Raw genomic sequence first — 16,268 nt, 5'->3', positions numbered from 1 at the left:
ACATATTGCGACGCAGCATGAGCCTTGACGGGAAATGGTGCGGTGCACATAAATCGTGCGCGGGGCGACCCCTGCCGGATCGCCGGTGGCGCCTGCGCGTCTTTCTCGACTCAAGAAGGCATGCCCGCGAGGGCATGACGACCCCATGATGACCAACCCCCTCGACAAGGCCGCCTTCGACACGCTCCGTGAGACGGGCCATGGCGGCATCGGCGCGATGCTCAAGGCCGTCGGTACGTTCTCCCGGACCGCCCAGACCATGGGCATCGAATCCGTGGATTACGCCAAGCAGTCGATGATCTACGCCAATGAAACGATGAAGGCGCTGGCCAAGGCGCAGACCCCTCAGGCGGCCGTGGAGATCCAGACCACATACCTGAAGGGCTCCTACGAGCGGCTGATGGCTCAGGCCAAGCTGATGGCCGACCTCTACCAGGGTCTCGCGAAGGACCTGACCAAGCCCGTCGAAGGCCGGGTCCGGGGCGGGCTCCCCGCGGCGGTTTGAAGAAGGCATCGATCCAGCCGTCACATCAGGTCGTTCGGAGGGCGCCGTGGTGCCCTCCTTTCCGTCGTGGAGGCGAGTGGCACGGGCGGGAGGCGTAACGCCCTCGGGGCCGCCGATCCGGACAAGTGCGCGCAGCCGACTGGCGCAGGGCGCGGACGCTCTATAGATTGACGGCGAAGCGAGCGCGCCTCGCCGGCGCGACCCGCGGACCAGCAGCTTCACGAGCAGCATGCCGCACGAACGGGTCGATTCGAGTCAGATGGTTCACGTCCTGCCGCCGGGCGACGGCCCCTTGCGCCCCCACTCGGGCGCCGACCTGTCCGAGCCTCGCGCTTCGGACCCGCGCGATCCGGGCGGCAGCGACGACGGCCGCTCGGGCACCGCCATCATCACCCGAACCAAGACGCGGACCAAGCGCCCGAGCCTCTATCGGGTGCTGCTGCTCAACGACGACTACACGCCGATGGAGTTCGTGGTCCACGTCGTCGAAAAGTTCTTCAACAAGTCGCAGGAGGACGCCTACCAGATCATGATGCACGTGCATCATAATGGCGTGGGCGAGTGCGGGGTGTTCACCTACGAGGTCGCCGAGACCAAGGTGACGCAGGTCATGGACTTCGCACGCAAACATCAACATCCTCTCCAGTGCGTCATGGAAAAGAAATAGGCATCCCACTCAGAGGCCCCGCTTTGCCCAGCTTCTCTCGCAGCCTAGAACAAGCTCTCCACCGCGCCCTCGCGCTCGCCGGCGAGCGCCGGCACGAATACGCGACGCTGGAGCATCTCCTGCTCGCCCTGGTCGACGACCAGGACGCGGCGGCTGTCATGCGGGCCTGCAACGTCGAGGTCGACACCCTCAAGCGCAGCCTCGTCGAATACGTCGACACCGAGTTGTCGAACCTGATCGGCGACGGCCGCCAGGACGCCAAGCCCACCGCCGGCTTCCAGCGGGTGATCCAGCGCGCGGTGATCCACGTGCAATCCTCCGGCCGCGAGGAGGTGACCGGGGCCAACGTCCTGGTGGCGATCTTCGCAGAGCGCGAGAGCCATGCCGCCTACTTCCTGCAGGAGCAGGACATGACCCGTTACGACGCGGTCAACTACATCAGCCACGGCATCGCCAAGCGTCCGGGGGCGTCGGAGGCCAAGCCGGTGCGCGGCGCCGAGGAGGAATCCGCGGCCGAGCGGCCGAGCGGCGAGGAGGGCGAGCGCACGAAGAAGAAGGGCGACGCCCTCGACGCCTATTGCGTCAACCTCAACAAGAAGGCTCGCGACGGCAAGGTCGACCCGCTGATCGGCCGCGAGACCGAGGTTTCCCGCACGATCCAGATCCTGTGCCGGCGCCAGAAGAACAACCCGCTGCTGGTGGGCGACCCCGGCGTCGGCAAGACCGCCATCGCCGAAGGTCTGGCCCGGAAGATCATTCACGGCGAGGTGCCGGAGGTTCTGCTCGACGCGACCGTGTTCTCCCTCGACATGGGGACCCTGCTCGCCGGGACCCGCTATCGCGGCGACTTCGAGGAGCGTCTCAAGCAGGTGATGAAGGAGATCGAGGCGCACCCCAACGCGGTGCTCTTCATCGACGAGATCCACACCGTCATCGGGGCCGGAGCGACGTCGGGCGGGGCGATGGACGCCTCGAACCTCCTGAAGCCGGCACTCGCGAACGGTAGCTTACGCTGCATCGGCTCGACGACCTACAAGGAGTACCGGCAGTACTTCGAGAAGGATCGCGCCCTGGTGCGCAGGTTCCAGAAGATCGACGTCAAGGAGCCCTCGATCCCCGACGCGATCGAGATCGTAAAGGGCCTCAAGCCGTATTTCGAGGAGTTCCACAAGCTCAAGTACACCACCGAGGCGGTGAAGGCCGCGGTGGAACTGTCGGCGCGCTACATCAACGACCGCAAGCTGCCCGATAAGGCGATCGACGTGATCGACGAAACCGGCGCCTCGCAGATGCTGCTCCCGGAATCTCGCCGCAAGCGCACCATCGGCGTCAAGGAAATCGAGGCGACCATCGCCACGATGGCCCGCATTCCCCCGAAGACCGTGTCGAAGGACGATGCGGTGGTGCTCAAGAACCTCACGGAGAACCTGGGCCGCGTCGTCTATGGCCAGTCCAACGCCATCGAGGCGTTGACCTCGGCGATCAAGCTGGCGCGTGCCGGCCTGCGCGATCCCGACAAGCCGATCGGCTCCTACCTCTTCGCCGGCCCCACCGGCGTCGGCAAGACGGAGGCGGCCAAGCAACTCGCCGCCAGTCTCGGCGTCGAGATGATCCGGTTCGACATGTCGGAATACATGGAGCGTCACACGGTGAGCCGCCTCATCGGCGCACCCCCCGGCTACGTCGGCTTCGACCAGGGTGGTCTGCTCACCGACGGCATCGACCAGAACCCGCACTGCGTGCTGCTGCTGGACGAGATCGAGAAGGCTCATCCGGACCTGTTCAATATCCTGTTGCAGGTGATGGACCACGGCAAGCTCACCGATCACAACGGCAAGCAGGTCGATTTCCGCAACGTCATCATCATTATGACCTCGAACGCCGGGGCCGCCGACATGGCACGTTCGGCCTACGGGTTCACGCAGACGAAGCGGACGGGCGACGACGTCGAGGCGATCAACAAGTTGTTCGCGCCGGAATTCCGCAACCGGCTCGATGCGATCATCTCGTTCGGTCATCTGCCGAAGGAAGTCGTGGCCAAGGTGGTGGACAAGTTCGTCCTCCAGCTCGAGGCGCAACTCGCCGACCGCAACGTCACCATCGAACTCTCCGACGAGGCCCGCGACTGGTTGGTGGAGCACGGCTACGACGACGCCATGGGCGCCCGCCCGATGGCGCGTCTGATCCAGTCGACCATCAAGACGCCGCTGGCCGACGAGGTACTGTTCGGGAAGCTGAAGGACGGCGGCGCGGTGCGCGTGGTCGTCAAGCCGCCGGTCGAGGGCGAAAAGGACGGGCTCGGCTTCGACTTCCCGGCCGGCCCCGTGACCCCGAAGCCCGAGAAGGACGTGGCCAACGCCGCCAAGCGCCACAAGAGGGTCAAATCGCGCACGGTGGTCCGCAAGAAGGACGACGGCAAGGACAAGGGCGGCGGTTCCGGCAGCGTTCGCACGGTGCCCAAGGTCCCGCTGGTCAAGGCCTGAGTCGACATCTCCGCCGACGGCGATTAGCAAGCGCCGGGATGCGCCCCCGCGAGGGCGCATCCGATGGTGGCGAGGATGGTTTCGCCTCGTCGGATGGCAAACGAAAGGGATGACTGATGAGCGACTTGCATGAGGGTCCCCTCACGCCCGTCTCCGTCGCTCCCTCGCAGGCCCTCACCGCGCGGGAAAAGCGCCGCCGACGCCGCACCCAGCGTCATCGGTTCGAGGAAATCCTGGGCTGGATTGTCGTCCCCTTCATCCTCTACGGGATCTACTGGGGCGTCAGCGCTGGGTTCGACGTGCTCGGCACGACCCCGGGAACGGTCTGGGACCAGATGATGCAGGTCAAGCAGATTATGGAGAAGCGCGGCTGAGGCCGCGTTTCGAGTCCGTCGCTTTGCGCGGTCGTGGCGCGCTCAGCGCCTCCTGAGGGCGTGGACGGAAAACAACGCGTCGGCGTCGGTCCAGACGCTGACCGGCTCCCAGCCGGCCTCTGCCGCCAAATCGCGAAACGTCGCGACGGTGTACTTGTAGCTGTTCTCGGTGTGGATCGACTCGCCTTTCGTAAAGGAGAACGTCTGGCCGCCGATGGCGACGGATTGGTCGTCCAGGCTGACGAGATGCATCTCGATGCGGGAGGCCCGCGGGTTGAAGAAGGTCCGGTGCGCGAAGCGAGCGACCGCGAAGTCGGCTCCGAGTTCCCGATTGATCCGGGTCAACAGGTTGAGGTTGAACGCTGCCGTCACGCCGGCCGTGTCGTCGTAGGCCGCCTCCAGAATGTCGACGTCCTTGACGAGGTCGACGCCCACGATCAGCGTCGCACCACGCCCCAGCACGCGCCCGAAATGCGCCAGGAGGTCGGCTGCCTGAGGCGGTTCGAAGTTTCCGATCGTCGAGCCGGGGAAGAAGCCGGCGACCGACTGGCCGCACAGGCCGTCGGGCAAGGTGAAGGGCCGCGTGAAATCGGCCGCCACGGGCTCGATGCCGAGATGCGGGAAGTCGATCGCCAGGGCGTCGGCCTCGCTGCGCAGGAAGCTCTCGGAGACGTCCACCGGCACATAGGCCGCCAGGTCCGGCAGGTGCCTGAGGAGCCGGCGGACCTTGACGGTGGACCCGCTCCCGAACTCGACGAGATCGGCCCGCCGCGGCAAGGCGGAGGCGATCGCCGGCCCGTCGGCGTCGAGGATGCCGAGCTCCGTCCGGGTCGGATAGTACTCCGGCTGGCGCGTGATCGCCTCGAACAGGTCCGATCCGGCAGCATCGTAGAAGTATTTGGCCGACAGGTACTTCTGCCGCGCCGAGAGTCCCTCGACGACGTCGGCGAGGAACTGGCGTTCGGGATCGACGGACGCGAGAGGGCTCGCGTTGGTGAAGACGGGGTTGATGGTCACGGCTCGTCTCCAAGAACGCGAGGACAAAAAGAACGCGGGGCCGGAAGGAACGCGAGAATGAACGCTGGGGGCTAGATCAGGCGTTGGCGTCGGCGAGCCGAAGCCCGGTGAACTGCCAGCGCTGGTGCGGATAGAAGAAGTTGCGATACCCGGTACGCGCATGGCCCAGCGGCGTCGCCACCGAGGAGCCACGCAACACGAACTGGTTCGACATGAACTTGCCGTTGTACTCGCCGAGCGCACCCGCGACCGGGCGATAGCCCGGGTAGGCCGTGTAGGCGCTGCGGGTCCATTGCCAGACCGACCCGAAGGCGTCGGCGAGCAGGCCTTCGCGGGCGGCGACTTCCCATTCGAACTCGGTGGGCAGGTCGCGCCCGGCCCAGCGGGCATAGGCATCGGCCTCGTAGTAGCTGACGTGCGTGACCGGCAGGGTCGGCTCGATCGGCCGGCGGCCGGCCAGCGTCATGCTCGACCACCCCTCTTCCCCGTGCTGCCAATAGCCCGGGGCCTCCCACCCTTCCGATTGCGCCATGATCCAGCCGTCGGACAGCCAGAGTTCGGGACGGGCATAGCCGCCGTCCGCCATGAACGCCTGCCACTGAACATTGGTCACGAGGGCGCGGTCGATGGTGCAGGGCAGGATCAGGGTGTCGTGGCGCGGCGATTCGTTGTCGAAGGAGAAGCCATCGCCCTCGTGGCCGATCCGGGTGACGCCTCCCGGCAGCGCGACCGTGCCGGCGACGGCCTCCGGGGCGGGAAAGCGCCAGGTCTCATCGTAGGCCGGGTTGAGCGGGTTCTGCCCGAAGGCGTGCAGGATATCGGTGATCAGCAGTTCCTGGTGCTGCTGCTCATGATACAGGCCGATCTCCAAGACGGGCAGCACCGACGCGAGCACCGCGTCGGTCGCCTGCGTGATCAGGTGTTCGACCGCCCGGTCGACATGGGTACGGTAGGCGCGGACCTCCTCGGCGTTAGGCCGGGTGATGAGACCCCGCATGATCCGCGGCTGGCGCGGGCCGGCGGCGACATAGTACGAATTGAAGAGGTAGTGCAGGCGCTCGTCGTAGACGGAGAAGTCCGGCAGGTTGTCCCGCAGCAGGAACTGCTCGAAGAACCAGGTCGTATGCGCCCGGTGCCACTTCGTCGGGCTCGCATCCGCCATCGACTGGATCTGCTGGTCCTCTGCCGACAGAGGAGCGGCCCGACGCTCGGTCTCGTCGCGGACGTGCCGAAACGCGGCGATCCAGGCCGCTCGATCGATCGGGCGGGCGGCCGGGGAGGGCGGCGGAAACGTCGGACGCGAGAGAGGAGCGTCGCGGAATGCGGCCGTGGCTGCCATGTGGGATGTCCCTTGGTCGCGGTGGGACACCACATATGTGTCGGCCCCGTTTCGACAACCGCCACCCCGCGATCCGGTTCGTCGCGGACCGATCGGACGCCTTTTTCTCGCCGTGGTGAGATGTCCTTAACCCCATTTCGCGGACACTCCTCCGTCATCGGGTGTCGCGCGAGAGTCCCATGCCGATCGATCTCATGGCCGGAACAGCGACATCCGCCGTCGTGACCGCCTCGACGCCCGAACCGACGATCCTCGTGTTCGATTCCGGGCTCGGCGGTCTCACCGTGTTCGAGCAGGTGCGCCGGGTCCGTCCGGACGCCACCTATCTCTACGCCGCCGACGATGCCGCCTTTCCCTACGGCGGGCTGCCCGAGCCCGTCCTTGTGGCGCGGGTGCTGGCGGTGATGGACCGGCTCATCGGCCGCCATCGCCCCGACCTCGTGGTGGTGGCCTGCAACACCGCCTCGACGCTGGTGCTGCCGTCCCTGCGGGCGCGCTTCGGCACGCCCTTCGTCGGTGTGGTGCCGCCGATCAAGCCCGCCGCTGCGGCGACGCGCTCCGGCATGATCTCGTTGCTGGCGACCCCCGGCACCGTGGCACGGGCCTATACCCACGACCTCATCGCCACCTATGCCGGCGCCTGCGACGTCACCCTCGTCGGAGCTCCCAACCTCGCGAACTTCGCGGAGGCCGAACTCGCCGGCCAGCCCGTGGACGATGCGGCGCTCGCCGCCGAAATCGCCCGCTGCTTCGTGACCGCCGCGGACGGGCGGCGCACCGATGTCGTGTGCCTCGCCTGCACCCACTACCCGCTGCTGCTGGCGCGGTTCGAGCGACTGGCGCCATGGCCGGTGACCTGGATCGACCCCTCGCCGGCGATCGCCCGGCGCGTCCTCCAGCTTCTCGGGCCGGCCCCTCAGGACGCCGACCGGATGCGGATGCCGGTGCGGGCGATCTTCACCGGCGGCGGGAGCGTGACCACGCCCCTGCGCCATTCGCTCGCCAGCCGGGGCCTGCGGGAGGTGATGATCGACGCGATGCCGTTGTGCGTGAACGACGCGTCGGCGGATTGACCGGAGCCGGCTTCTGACCTAAGGACGCGACTGCAGCGGGGCTCCGACGAGGGGCCCCGTCGCGTTTTCTAGCGCACCCGTGAGCGGCTCTGTCCGCTCTGTCGTCCCGCCCGCGCCGTATGGCCGCTCGGGAAGAGGAGGGCGCGTTCCTCACCTCTATCTCACCCGCTGAGAGGAACCGCGATGTCGAAACGCATTCAGGCGAAGCACAAGCTCGATCGCCGCATGGGCCAGAACATCTGGGGCCGGCCCAAGAGCCCCGTCAACCGCCGCGAGTACGGCCCCGGCCAGCACGGCCAGCGCCGCAAGGGCAAGATGTCCGACTTCGGCACGCAGCTGCGCGCCAAGCAGAAGCTGAAGGGCTACTACGCCAACATCACCGAGAAGCAGTTCCGCCGCTACTACGCCGAGGCGATCCGCCTGCGTGGCGATTCGGGCGAGAACCTGATCGGTCTGCTCGAGCGCCGCCTCGACGCCGTCGTCTACCGCGCCAAGTTCGTTCCGACCCCGTTCGCGGCCCGTCAGTTCGTCAACCACGGCCACGTCAAGGTCAACGGGCAGCGGGTCAACATCGCCAGCTACCTCGTGAAGCCGGGCGACCTGATCGAGGTCAAGGATTCCTCCAAGCAGCTCGAGATCGTGGTCGTAGCGGTGCAGCTCGCCGAGCGCGACGTGCCCGACTACATCGAGGTGGATCACTCCAAGATGACCGCCCGCGTCACCCGCGTTCCCGGTCTCGGCGAGGTTCCCTACCCCGTCCAGATGGAACCCAACCTCGTGATCGAGTTCTACTCGCGCTGATATCTCCGCCAGCGACCTCCGGGTCGCCGGCGCACTCGAAGGAAAGGCCGCCCCTCGGGGCGGCCTTTCTCGTTTCCGCGACGGTCGCGTCCCGGCGGGGAGAGACGGCCTAACGGAGCAGGGACGGCCCAGCCTTGGGTGCCGCCTTCATCGTCCGCGCCGCGTTCGCGGCGCTGGGCGGAAGCGCCGTGGCGTTCGAAGGCGGCGCGCCGGGCGTCACGACCGGGGCGGGGGAGGTCGCCTCGGACGTGTCCTTCCCGAAGGCGTAGCCTGCATTCACACCGGCGTAGAAGCCCGTGAAGTCCTCGGCGCTTGCCGCCGGTTCGGCGAGGCTTGCCGCCGAGGCGACGAGGACGGCGGCGAAGGTCGAGACGCGCATGCCTTGGCTCACGGTGATCCTGAACGACGAACGGCGGCCTCGCGGCCGCCGTTCAATCCATCGTCGATCGATCCGACGGAATCGGGGCGAACCCCGACCCTAGGATAAAATCAATCGTCGACCTGGACGCTCTGGGCCTCGCGGCCCTTCTGTCCCTCGACAACACCCAGGACGACCTGCTGGCCTTCCGCGAGCGACTCGAGACCGGCCCGCGACAGGGCGGAGCGATGGACGAACACGTCCTTCCCACCGTCGTTGACGGAAACGAAGCCGAAGCCCTTCGCCGGATCGTACCACTTGACCGTGCCGGTCATCTCGGTGGACGGGCCGCTGGCGAAACGTCCGCCACCGCCGCCACCACCGGGGCTGCCGTAGCGGTCGCCGCCACCGCCGCCGTAACCGCCGCCGGCGCTGGCGTAGCGATCACCGCCGCCGAAACCGCCGGTCCGCGGCGGGCGAGCCTCGCGGGCCGGAGGGGCCGCCTCGGCCGTGGAGGTGTCGACGCTGGTCACGTCGGTGACCTGCGGGCCCTTCTGGCCCTGAGCGGTGTGAACCGTCAGGCGCGTTCCGGGGAGGAGGTCGGCATGGCCCGCGGCCTCGACGGCGCGGATGTGGAGGAAGGCGTCGCCCGAACCATCGGCGAGTTCGACGAAGCCGAAGCCCTTCTCCTTGTTGAACCACTTGACCGTCGCGTCACGCTCCGGTCCGGAGGGGGCTGCCGCCGCGCGCGACGGGCCACGGTCGAAACCGCCGCCGCCGAAGCCACCGCCGAAGCCACCGCTCGGGGGAGCCTGATCCGGCCACCGGGGCTCGGCTCCACCCTCATCGAAGCCGCGCTTCTGCGGCCCCCTGAAATCACGACCACGTCCCATCGAAAGCTCGCCAAAAACCGTCCGCCGTCCATTAGTCTCCGACACCGTGTGCGCGCCGTCCCAGACAGCCCACGCAGCACAGAATCGTCATCCCCGGCAGCGGTAACCAAGAATAACGCCCTAGTCCTGACCGAAAGCTGCCGCAATCGCAAGACGCATCTCGGCTTTCGCCATTCGGTTCCGCAACTTTCCGAGCAAGGGCCCCACTTTTTTGTCGCAGGCGACACCGGGAGGACTCGCCGGGCTCGGCTCGCTGGCTGAATGGGACGCAGGCGCGCCAGGGCGGTCCATGGCAATCGCCGCGTTGCATTAGGGAAGAAAAAAGGCCGTTCGCCGTAACGTCCCGCGCAAGCGCGCTTCGCGCCGGGATGCAAGCCGCCACGCGATGATCGCAACTCCGTCGTTTCCGGATCTCTCGGCCCTCGTCGTCGACGAGAGCCTGTACATCCGCCGAATCGTCCGGGACATGCTGATGCGGGTCGGCATCAAGCGTGTCCTGGAGGCGCCGGACGGCGCCGAGGCCCTCGGCGTGCTCGCCGAGAGCAAGCCCGACATCACCATCATCGACTGGGATCTGGCGATCCTGTCGGGCGAGGAGTTCATCCGCCTCGCCCGCACGCCGATGACGTCGCCCTCGCCGACGGTGCCGATCATCCTGATGCTGGCCCAGCCCCGCCGCAACGTCGTCGACCGGGCCATCGCCATCGGCGTCAACGAGATCATCGCCAAGCCGTTCTCGCCCAAGACGCTGTGGTCGCGCCTCGACGAGGTGATCAACCGGCCCCGCCCGTTCTCCCAGGTCAAGAGCCTGCTACGGCCGGTGCCGCGCATGACCGCCGCCGGCAAGGCCTGACCGGGCCCGCCTGCCGCTCGCCACCATCGCCCCGATGTGGTCAATGGGCGGCGCATCCGGCGACCGTCCCACCGAACGAGCACCCATGATCCGTCGCCTGTACGAGTGGATCCTCGCCCTGGCGGGAAAACCCGCCGCTCCCTGGGCGCTGGGTGCGGTGTCGTTCGCGGAGAGCTCGTTCTTCCCGGTCCCGCCCGACGTGATGCTGGTGCCGATGGCGGTGAGCCGGCCGGACCGAATCTGGTTGTATGCCCTCGTCACCACCCTGGCCTCGGTGGCCGGCGGCCTGCTCGGCTACGCCATCGGCGCCCTGCTGTTCGATTCGATCGGACAGTGGCTGTTCAGAGTCTACGGGCTGTCCGACAAGGCGGCGACCTTCCAGGCCTCCTACGCGCAATACGGCCATTGGGTGATCCTGCTGAAGGGCCTCACCCCGATTCCGTTCAAGCTCGTGACCATCACGTCGGGCTTTGCCCATTACGATCTGTTCTGGTTCATGGTGCTGTCGCTGATCACCCGCGGCGCGCGGTTCTTCGTGCTCGCCGGCCTGCTCGGACGCTACGGCGTCCAGATCCGCGAGGTGCTCGATCGGCATCTCAACCTCGTCGCCGCCCTGGCCGTGGCGGCGATCGTCCTCGGGTTCGTCTTGTTCAAGGTTCTGCTGTGATGGATGACCGTGCTCTTCTCAGGCTGCGCCAGGCGGCCCTCGTCCTGGTGCTGGGCTCGGGGCTGACGCTCGCCGGAGCGTTCTACTTCGAGTTCGTCCTCGGCTACGCCCCGTGCAAGCTCTGCCTCACCGAGCGCCTGCCCCATTACGCGGCGATCCCCCTCGGCCTCCTCGGCCTCGCGGCACCCGAGCGCGCGACGCGCCTCCTGCTCGGCCTCGCCGCCGCCGGCCTGCTCTACGGGGCCGGTCTCAGCGTCTACCATGCCGGCGCGGAGTGGGCGTTCTGGCCGGGTCCCTCCGATTGCGGCGGGGGAACGGGAGCCGCGCCCGCGGCCATCGGCGATTTCCTGAACGCCCTCGAAAAGACCCGCGTGGTGGATTGCGCCACCGCCGCCTGGCGGCTCTTCGGGATTTCGCTGGCGGGCTGGAACGGGCTCGTCTCGTTCGTCCTCGCGTCGGTCGCGGGCACGGCGGCCCTGCGGCGCTAGAGCGCCCGACCGGCCGAGATGTCCGGTCCGGCGCTCTAGCTCGTTGTCTTTGCATCGGATTTTTCCGAAAAGCGGGTCCACTTTCCGGTCCGATGCTCTCATCAGTTGCGGTCGTCGGGCGCGATCGGCAGGGGCGCCACGGCGATCCCTTCCTCGATGAGGTCGCGGGCCTCCTGCGGGCTCGCCTCGCCGTAGATCGGACGACTGTCGACCTCGCCGTAATGGATGCGGCGGGCTTCCTCCGGAAAGCGGTCGCCGACATCGTCGGCGGTCTTCACCACGTGCTCGCGGATGGCGCGCATCATCGCGCGCAAGCGCCGGTCCGGTTCCGCGCTCAGGGCGACCGGCCCGGCCTGGGGTTGCATCGGGACCGCAGCCGCCGGAACTTCGGACGGTGGCGTCGCGCGGCCGCCGCGGGCGATCGCCGGCGCCATCATGCCCTTGCCGACCTCCGCCGACCCGCACAGCGGGCAGGTCACGAGGCCGCGCGCCACCTGCTCGTCGTAGGCCTCGCTCGACGGGAACCAGCTCTCGAAGCCGTGCCCGGCCTCGCAGGCGAGGGTGTAGCGGATCATGAGCGGGGCCTGCCCTCGGGGTCAGGCAGAGCGCCCGACCCTCTCCACCGTGAAGGGCCTGGCGTGTTCGAGGGTCGGGATGCGGGCCCGCGCGTCGGTCACGCGGGAAAGGTCGATCTCCGCCAGGATGACGCCGGGGGCGTCGTTGCCGGCATCGGCCAGCACCTTGCCCCACGGGTCGACGATCAGCGAATGCCCGTAGGTCTCGCGTCCGTCCTCGTGGCGGCCGCCCTGCGCGGCCGAGATCATGAACGACCCCGTCTCGATCGCGCGGGCCCGGTGCAGCACGTGCCAATGAGCCTGCCCGGTCTGGCGGGTGAAGCAGGCGGGGGCCGTGAGGATCGTCGCACCGGCTTCCGCCAGGGCCCGATAGAGGGCGGGAAACCGCAGATCGTAACAGATGGCGAGGCCGATGGGTGCCCACGGCGTCTCGGCCACCACCGCGCAGGCGCCGCCGGTGTAGATCGCCGATTCCCGCCAGCGTTCGCCGTTGGGCAGGTCGACGTCGTAGAGATGGAGCTTGTCGTAGGCTGCGGTGATGTCCCCCTGCGCGTCGATCAGGAAGGCGCGGTTGGCGACCTTGTCGCCGTTGAGGATCGCCAGCGACCCGATCTGCACCACGATGCCCAGGGTGCGGGCGGCCTCGCGGCAGGCGGCCAGGGTCTCGTCCTCGTCCTGCGGGCGCACCTTGGCGAAGAGGTTCTCGCGCCCGCGCTCCACCAGGGAGGTCATCTCCGGCGTCTGGACGAAATCGGCGCCGGCGGCCGCGGCTTCGCGCAGGCCGGCCACCACCGCGTCGCGATTGGCGGCGGGATCGCGCCCGGAGCGCATCTGGACGCAAGCGGCGGTGAAGCGAGTCTCGGACATCGGAGCGCTCATGCCGCGGACAAGAGGGGGTCGAGCTTGCCGGCCCGTTCGAGGGCGTGGAGATCGTCGCAGCCGCCGACGTGGGTGTCGCCGACGAAGATCTGTGGCACGCTGGTGCGCCCGCCGGCTCGTTGCATCATCGCCGCGCGGGCGCCCGCCGTCTTCTCCACGTCGATCTCGGTGAAAGCGACACTCTTGTCGCGCAGCAGCACCTTGGCGGCCGCGCAATAGGGACACCACGACGTCGTATAGATGGTCACCGGCTGCGACATGGGGCTGAACGATTCCGGGGCGATGCATCGGCGCGATGCGACCGTGAATTCGCCTTGTACGCGCCAATCGCCGTTGCCGAAAGCACCCGTCCGTCGGTGACCTGGCTCGCCGCCGGTGGAAGCAGAAACGAAAAAAGCCGCCCGGTCACGGGCGGCTTTGCTGCTCGGCCGGGCGGTGACGCCCGATCCGTCTACTTGATCTTGGATTCCTTGAACTCGACGTGCTTGCGCGCGACCGGGTCGTACTTCTTCATGGACAGCTTGTCGGTCTGCGTCCGCGAGTTCTTCTTGGTGACGTAGAAATAGCCCGTGTCCGCGGTGGAGACGAGGCGGATCTTGATGGTGACGGCCTTGGCCATGACGTGACGCTCCTGGAGATTGCGGCATTCCGCATGAGCGAAACGCAAAATGGCCGGGAGGGCCCGGCGGAATACGAGGCGGGAAATGCCCGATCAGGCGCCGCGCGTCAAGACGGGGCGCCGGGCCGGAGGCGCCACGTCACCAGGAGCGCATAGGCGAGAAACAGCCCGCACAGGGCATGGGCGAAGCCCTGGGGCGGCATCAGGTCCATACCGCCGCCGATGAGCGGCGGCCCCAGCATCAGGCCGACGTTGTAGAGCACGACGAAGGCGGCGTTGGCGCCCGCCAACTCCCGTCCCCTGACGCTGGCGCCGAGGTGGGCGAGACCGACCGTGTAGAGCGTCCCGGCGAGTCCCCCCCAGACGACGAGGAGGATGGCCAGGGCCGGGAACGAGGTCGATGCCAGCGGGATCAGCGCCGCACCGACGGCGCCGCCGATCGCCGAGGCGAGGAGCACGTAGCGACGGTCGAACCGGTCGGACAGCCAGCCGAACGGGATCTGGAACATCACGTTGCCCACCGCCATGAGGCTCACGAGGCCCGCCGCCATGGCCGGCTCGTATCCGATGCGAAGGCCGTAGAGGGGAAGGATCGCGAAGCCCCCGGTCTCCACCGCGCCGTAGACCAACGCCGCGAAGGTCGCGGCCGGGGCCAACCGAAGGTACGCGAGGAACGGCAGGCCCCGGCCCCGGTCCATATGCGGTGACAGGCCACTGGCGAGCACGAGCGGCGCCATGCCGAGCACGAACAGGCCCGCACCCGCGAGGTAGGGCGCGTAGCCCTCGGTGCCGAGGAGGGCGAGCAGCGTCGGCCCGATGGCGAAGCCCAGCGCCAGCACGGTGGCGTAGATGCCCATGACGAGCCCGCGGCGGGCCGGCGGTGCCGCCTCGTTGATCCAGAATTCGGAGAGGACGAACAGCACTCCGAGGCTCATCGAGAAGACGAAACGCAGGACGAACCACCAGCCGAGTTCCGGCAGCACCTTGAACCCCACCAGGGTCACCGCGCCGAGCGCGATGGCCAGGAGGAGCAGGCGCACGACGCCGACCCGCGCGGCCAGGCCCGGCACGAACGGCACCGTCACGATGCTGGCGAGACCCGCCACGGCGGTGTTGATGCCGATCATGGTGCTCGAGGCGCCCATCCGCGACATTTCGAGCGACAGGAGCGGGATCGACAGGCTCAGGCCGATGCCCACCACCGCGACGCAGGTGATCGCTGCCGCGATGGCCGCGAAGCGGTCGCGGTCGAGGCTGGGGGTCGGCGTTGTGTCGAGCATGGCAGAGAGATGGGGTCCGACCGGCGGGGGCGCACCCTCTGGGCCGGATCGGGCCCCGCCGCAACCTCGGCCCGGGCGCCCCTACCGCGCCGACGCCTGCTTGGGCGGCGCCTGCGCCGGGGGAGGGGGCGCGGCGCGCTCCATCGTCTGGCCGTCGCGCAGGTCCACCGGCGGGCTCAGGACGATCTGCTCGGACCCGTCCAATCCCTCGCTCAGTTCGATGACGGTCCCGCGATCGCGGCCGATCCTGATGCTGCGCCATTGCACCGTGCCGTCGTCGCGGGAGATCGCGACCTGCGGCCCGCGCTGGTTGAAGACCAGGGCCTCGGCCGGGATCGTCACCGCCGGCGCGGTGCGGGGAATCTTGAGCGTCACGTAGACGTAGAGCCCGGCGCGCAGGGCGCCGTCGCGGTTGGCCACGTCGACCTGCGTCGTCAGGGTGCGCGAAGCCGTGAGCAGGGCGACCGAGCTGCGCTCCACCACCCCCGAGAAGGTCCGGTCGGGCATCTGCGGCACCTTGATGGCGGCGGCGACCCCGGGCTGGACGCCGATGGCCACGGCTTGCGGCACGTTGACCGAAATGCGCAGGATGTCGTCGCGGTCCATGGTCAGGAGGGCCGTGCCGGTGCCGTCCGCATGGACGAGGTCGCCGACGTCGACGCTGCGGGTGGTGACGACGCCGTCGAAGGGCGCGGTGACGTCCTTGAAGCCGGCGAGCGCCTTGAGCCGGTTCACGGTGGCGAGCTGCGCCTTGATGTTGGCCTCGGCCACCTTCACCCCGGCCTGGGCCGAGGCGAGGGTCGCGCCCTGGCTCAGGACCGTGGCCTGGGAGTTGTCGGCGTTCTGCTTCGAGGCCCAGCCCTGGCCTGCGAGCGTCGAGGTGCGGTCGTTGGTGGCGTTGGCGAGGTTCACGTTCGCCTTGGCCTGATCGACCAGGGCCTTGGCCTGGAGGAGTTGCGCTTCCTGCTGGCCCACCTGCGCCTCCGCCTGGGCCAGCTGCTGGTCGAGGTCGGGGGCTGCGATGCGCAGGAGGACGTCGCCCTTCTTGACGCGGGAGCCGATGTCGACCCTGCGCTCGGCGATGTAGCCGGTGGCACGGGCAAAGAGGGCCGCCCTGGCGAAGGCGTCGGTCTGCCCCGGCAGCGTCAGCTCGATCGGCTTGTCGGTCCGCTGGACGGAGGCTGTGCGCAGCTTGGGCACGAAGGAATTGATCTTGCGCTGCGTCTCGGCGGCCGCGGCGCGCTGCTGCCACTGGCCGTATCCACCCCAGCCGAGCAGGCCGATGGCCGCCAGCGCCACGAGGACGAAGGGCGTCTTGCGCGGTGGCGGCGGGATGTCGCCGGGGTCGCGCTTGTGGCTATGCCCCGTCACGAGCGTCCCGCCCCTATCGTCGCCGG

At 68.4% G+C, this 16,268-nt stretch carries 19 protein-coding genes; 9 read left to right on the top strand and 10 right to left on the bottom strand.

Features of this window, described 5'->3' with window-relative positions; translation table 11 throughout:
• Positions 1-145 precede the first annotated feature (145 nt).
• The 4 genes from ASG40_RS08945 to ASG40_RS08930 all read left to right on the top strand — a co-directional run bounded on the left by ASG40_RS08945 (position 146) and on the right by ASG40_RS08930 (position 4,029).
• Positions 146-505: a phasin family protein gene (locus ASG40_RS08945; protein WP_244480575.1), complete on the top strand. Its 360-nt coding sequence runs from the start codon at positions 146-148 to the stop codon at positions 503-505.
• Between the two features lie 259 nt (positions 506-764).
• Positions 765-1,172 (top strand): ATP-dependent Clp protease adapter ClpS, encoded by a 408-nt coding sequence (gene clpS / locus ASG40_RS08940; protein ID WP_244475585.1) that lies wholly within the window; start codon positions 765-767, stop codon positions 1,170-1,172.
• Positions 1,173-1,195: 23 nt separating this feature from the next.
• Positions 1,196-3,655, top strand: a complete 2,460-nt coding sequence (gene clpA / locus ASG40_RS08935; RefSeq protein ID WP_055883838.1) for an ATP-dependent Clp protease ATP-binding subunit ClpA — start codon at positions 1,196-1,198, stop codon at positions 3,653-3,655.
• Between the two features lie 113 nt (positions 3,656-3,768).
• Positions 3,769-4,029, top strand: coding sequence for a hypothetical protein (locus ASG40_RS08930; RefSeq protein ID WP_055883835.1), 261 nt, complete (start codon positions 3,769-3,771; stop codon positions 4,027-4,029).
• Between the two features lie 42 nt (positions 4,030-4,071).
• On the opposite strand, the gene egtD is transcribed toward ASG40_RS08930, so the two are convergent.
• Both egtD and egtB read right to left on the bottom strand, forming a co-directional pair.
• Entirely contained in the window at positions 4,072-5,046 is a 975-nt protein-coding gene (egtD, locus tag ASG40_RS08925; RefSeq protein ID WP_055883832.1) for an L-histidine N(alpha)-methyltransferase, read from the bottom strand.
• A 76-nt stretch (positions 5,047-5,122) separates the two neighbouring features.
• Positions 5,123-6,385: an ergothioneine biosynthesis protein EgtB gene (egtB, locus tag ASG40_RS08920; RefSeq protein ID WP_055883829.1), complete on the bottom strand. Its 1,263-nt coding sequence runs from the start codon at positions 6,383-6,385 to the stop codon at positions 5,123-5,125.
• 179 nt (positions 6,386-6,564) lie between these two features.
• Here egtB and murI point away from each other — a divergent pair, with 179 nt between their 5' ends.
• Together murI and rpsD are read left to right on the top strand one after the other, a co-directional pair.
• On the top strand, positions 6,565-7,458 hold the full coding sequence (murI, locus tag ASG40_RS08915; protein WP_055883826.1) for a glutamate racemase: 894 nt from the start codon (positions 6,565-6,567) through the stop codon (positions 7,456-7,458).
• Between the two features lie 183 nt (positions 7,459-7,641).
• Positions 7,642-8,259, top strand: a complete 618-nt coding sequence (gene rpsD, locus ASG40_RS08910; protein ID WP_055883823.1) for a 30S ribosomal protein S4 — start codon at positions 7,642-7,644, stop codon at positions 8,257-8,259.
• A 109-nt stretch (positions 8,260-8,368) separates the two neighbouring features.
• Here the strand turns inward: rpsD and ASG40_RS08905 are convergent, their stop codons facing one another.
• Both ASG40_RS08905 and ASG40_RS22365 read right to left on the bottom strand, forming a co-directional pair.
• Positions 8,369-8,650, bottom strand: coding sequence for a hypothetical protein (locus ASG40_RS08905; RefSeq protein WP_244480574.1), 282 nt, complete (start codon positions 8,648-8,650; stop codon positions 8,369-8,371).
• 98 nt (positions 8,651-8,748) lie between these two features.
• Entirely contained in the window at positions 8,749-9,510 is a 762-nt protein-coding gene (locus ASG40_RS22365; protein ID WP_055883816.1) for a cold-shock protein, read from the bottom strand.
• A 385-nt stretch (positions 9,511-9,895) separates the two neighbouring features.
• Between ASG40_RS22365 and ASG40_RS08895 the strand changes: the two genes are divergently transcribed.
• The 3 genes from ASG40_RS08895 (at position 9,896) to ASG40_RS08885 (ending at position 11,518) form a co-directional block, all read left to right on the top strand.
• The gene (locus tag ASG40_RS08895) at positions 9,896-10,363 is read left to right on the top strand and encodes a response regulator (RefSeq protein WP_055883813.1); all 468 of its coding nucleotides are present in this window, start codon (positions 9,896-9,898) and stop codon (positions 10,361-10,363) included.
• An 85-nt stretch (positions 10,364-10,448) separates the two neighbouring features.
• Positions 10,449-11,030, top strand: a complete 582-nt coding sequence (locus ASG40_RS08890) for a YqaA family protein (RefSeq protein ID WP_055883808.1) — start codon at positions 10,449-10,451, stop codon at positions 11,028-11,030.
• Positions 11,030-11,518: a disulfide bond formation protein B gene (locus ASG40_RS08885; protein ID WP_055883805.1), complete on the top strand. Its 489-nt coding sequence runs from the start codon at positions 11,030-11,032 to the stop codon at positions 11,516-11,518. Before ASG40_RS08890 ends, ASG40_RS08885 begins: the two co-directional genes overlap by 1 nt.
• 101 nt (positions 11,519-11,619) lie before the next feature.
• Here the strand turns inward: ASG40_RS08885 and ASG40_RS08880 are convergent, their stop codons facing one another.
• The 6 genes from ASG40_RS08880 to ASG40_RS08855 all read right to left on the bottom strand — a co-directional run bounded on the left by ASG40_RS08880 (position 11,620) and on the right by ASG40_RS08855 (position 16,242).
• Positions 11,620-12,093, bottom strand: coding sequence for a DUF1178 family protein (locus ASG40_RS08880; protein WP_055883802.1), 474 nt, complete (start codon positions 12,091-12,093; stop codon positions 11,620-11,622).
• A gap of 21 nt (positions 12,094-12,114) precedes the next feature.
• Positions 12,115-12,960 (bottom strand): carbon-nitrogen hydrolase family protein, encoded by an 846-nt coding sequence (locus ASG40_RS08875; RefSeq protein ID WP_082523983.1) that lies wholly within the window; start codon positions 12,958-12,960, stop codon positions 12,115-12,117.
• 8 nt (positions 12,961-12,968) lie between these two features.
• Positions 12,969-13,232, bottom strand: a complete 264-nt coding sequence (grxC, locus tag ASG40_RS08870) for a glutaredoxin 3 (protein WP_055883795.1) — start codon at positions 13,230-13,232, stop codon at positions 12,969-12,971.
• 191 nt (positions 13,233-13,423) lie between these two features.
• The gene (gene rpmG, locus ASG40_RS08865; protein ID WP_055883792.1) at positions 13,424-13,591 is read right to left on the bottom strand and encodes a 50S ribosomal protein L33; all 168 of its coding nucleotides are present in this window, start codon (positions 13,589-13,591) and stop codon (positions 13,424-13,426) included.
• Positions 13,592-13,698: 107 nt separating this feature from the next.
• A complete protein-coding gene (locus ASG40_RS08860; protein ID WP_055883787.1) occupies positions 13,699-14,871 on the bottom strand; it encodes an MFS transporter in 1,173 nt (390 codons plus the stop codon).
• Between the two features lie 81 nt (positions 14,872-14,952).
• The gene (locus ASG40_RS08855; protein ID WP_055883784.1) at positions 14,953-16,242 is read right to left on the bottom strand and encodes an efflux RND transporter periplasmic adaptor subunit; all 1,290 of its coding nucleotides are present in this window, start codon (positions 16,240-16,242) and stop codon (positions 14,953-14,955) included.
• Positions 16,243-16,268 lie beyond the last annotated feature (26 nt).

It is taken from the genome of Methylobacterium sp. Leaf399 (assembly GCF_001424525.1).
Classification (GTDB): domain Bacteria; phylum Pseudomonadota; class Alphaproteobacteria; order Rhizobiales; family Beijerinckiaceae; genus Methylobacterium.
Note: the sequence above shows the minus strand (reverse complement) of the source record. Positions and strands in the feature narration are given on the sequence as shown.

What these genes read in the sequence shown, in the direction of transcription:
- ASG40_RS08945 (WP_244480575.1), top strand. Translation starts at nt 146, where the DNA reads ATGATGACCAACCCCCTCGACAAGGCCGCCTTCGACACGCTCCGTGAG.
- clpS (WP_244475585.1), top strand. Translation starts at nt 765, where the DNA reads ATGGTTCACGTCCTGCCGCCGGGCGACGGCCCCTTGCGCCCCCACTCG.
- egtB (WP_055883829.1), bottom strand. Translation starts at nt 6,385, where the DNA reads ATGGCAGCCACGGCCGCATTCCGCGACGCTCCTCTCTCGCGTCCGACG.
- murI (WP_055883826.1), top strand. Translation starts at nt 6,565, where the DNA reads ATGCCGATCGATCTCATGGCCGGAACAGCGACATCCGCCGTCGTGACC.
- rpsD (WP_055883823.1), top strand. Translation starts at nt 7,642, where the DNA reads ATGTCGAAACGCATTCAGGCGAAGCACAAGCTCGATCGCCGCATGGGC.
- ASG40_RS22365 (WP_055883816.1), bottom strand. Translation starts at nt 9,510, where the DNA reads ATGGGACGTGGTCGTGATTTCAGGGGGCCGCAGAAGCGCGGCTTCGAT.
- ASG40_RS08895 (WP_055883813.1), top strand. Translation starts at nt 9,896, where the DNA reads ATGATCGCAACTCCGTCGTTTCCGGATCTCTCGGCCCTCGTCGTCGAC.
- ASG40_RS08890 (WP_055883808.1), top strand. Translation starts at nt 10,449, where the DNA reads ATGATCCGTCGCCTGTACGAGTGGATCCTCGCCCTGGCGGGAAAACCC.
- ASG40_RS08885 (WP_055883805.1), top strand. Translation starts at nt 11,030, where the DNA reads ATGGATGACCGTGCTCTTCTCAGGCTGCGCCAGGCGGCCCTCGTCCTG.
- ASG40_RS08880 (WP_055883802.1), bottom strand. Translation starts at nt 12,093, where the DNA reads ATGATCCGCTACACCCTCGCCTGCGAGGCCGGGCACGGCTTCGAGAGC.
- ASG40_RS08875 (WP_082523983.1), bottom strand. Translation starts at nt 12,960, where the DNA reads ATGTCCGAGACTCGCTTCACCGCCGCTTGCGTCCAGATGCGCTCCGGG.
- grxC (WP_055883795.1), bottom strand. Translation starts at nt 13,232, where the DNA reads ATGTCGCAGCCGGTGACCATCTATACGACGTCGTGGTGTCCCTATTGC.
- rpmG (WP_055883792.1), bottom strand. Translation starts at nt 13,591, where the DNA reads ATGGCCAAGGCCGTCACCATCAAGATCCGCCTCGTCTCCACCGCGGAC.
- ASG40_RS08860 (WP_055883787.1), bottom strand. Translation starts at nt 14,871, where the DNA reads ATGCTCGACACAACGCCGACCCCCAGCCTCGACCGCGACCGCTTCGCG.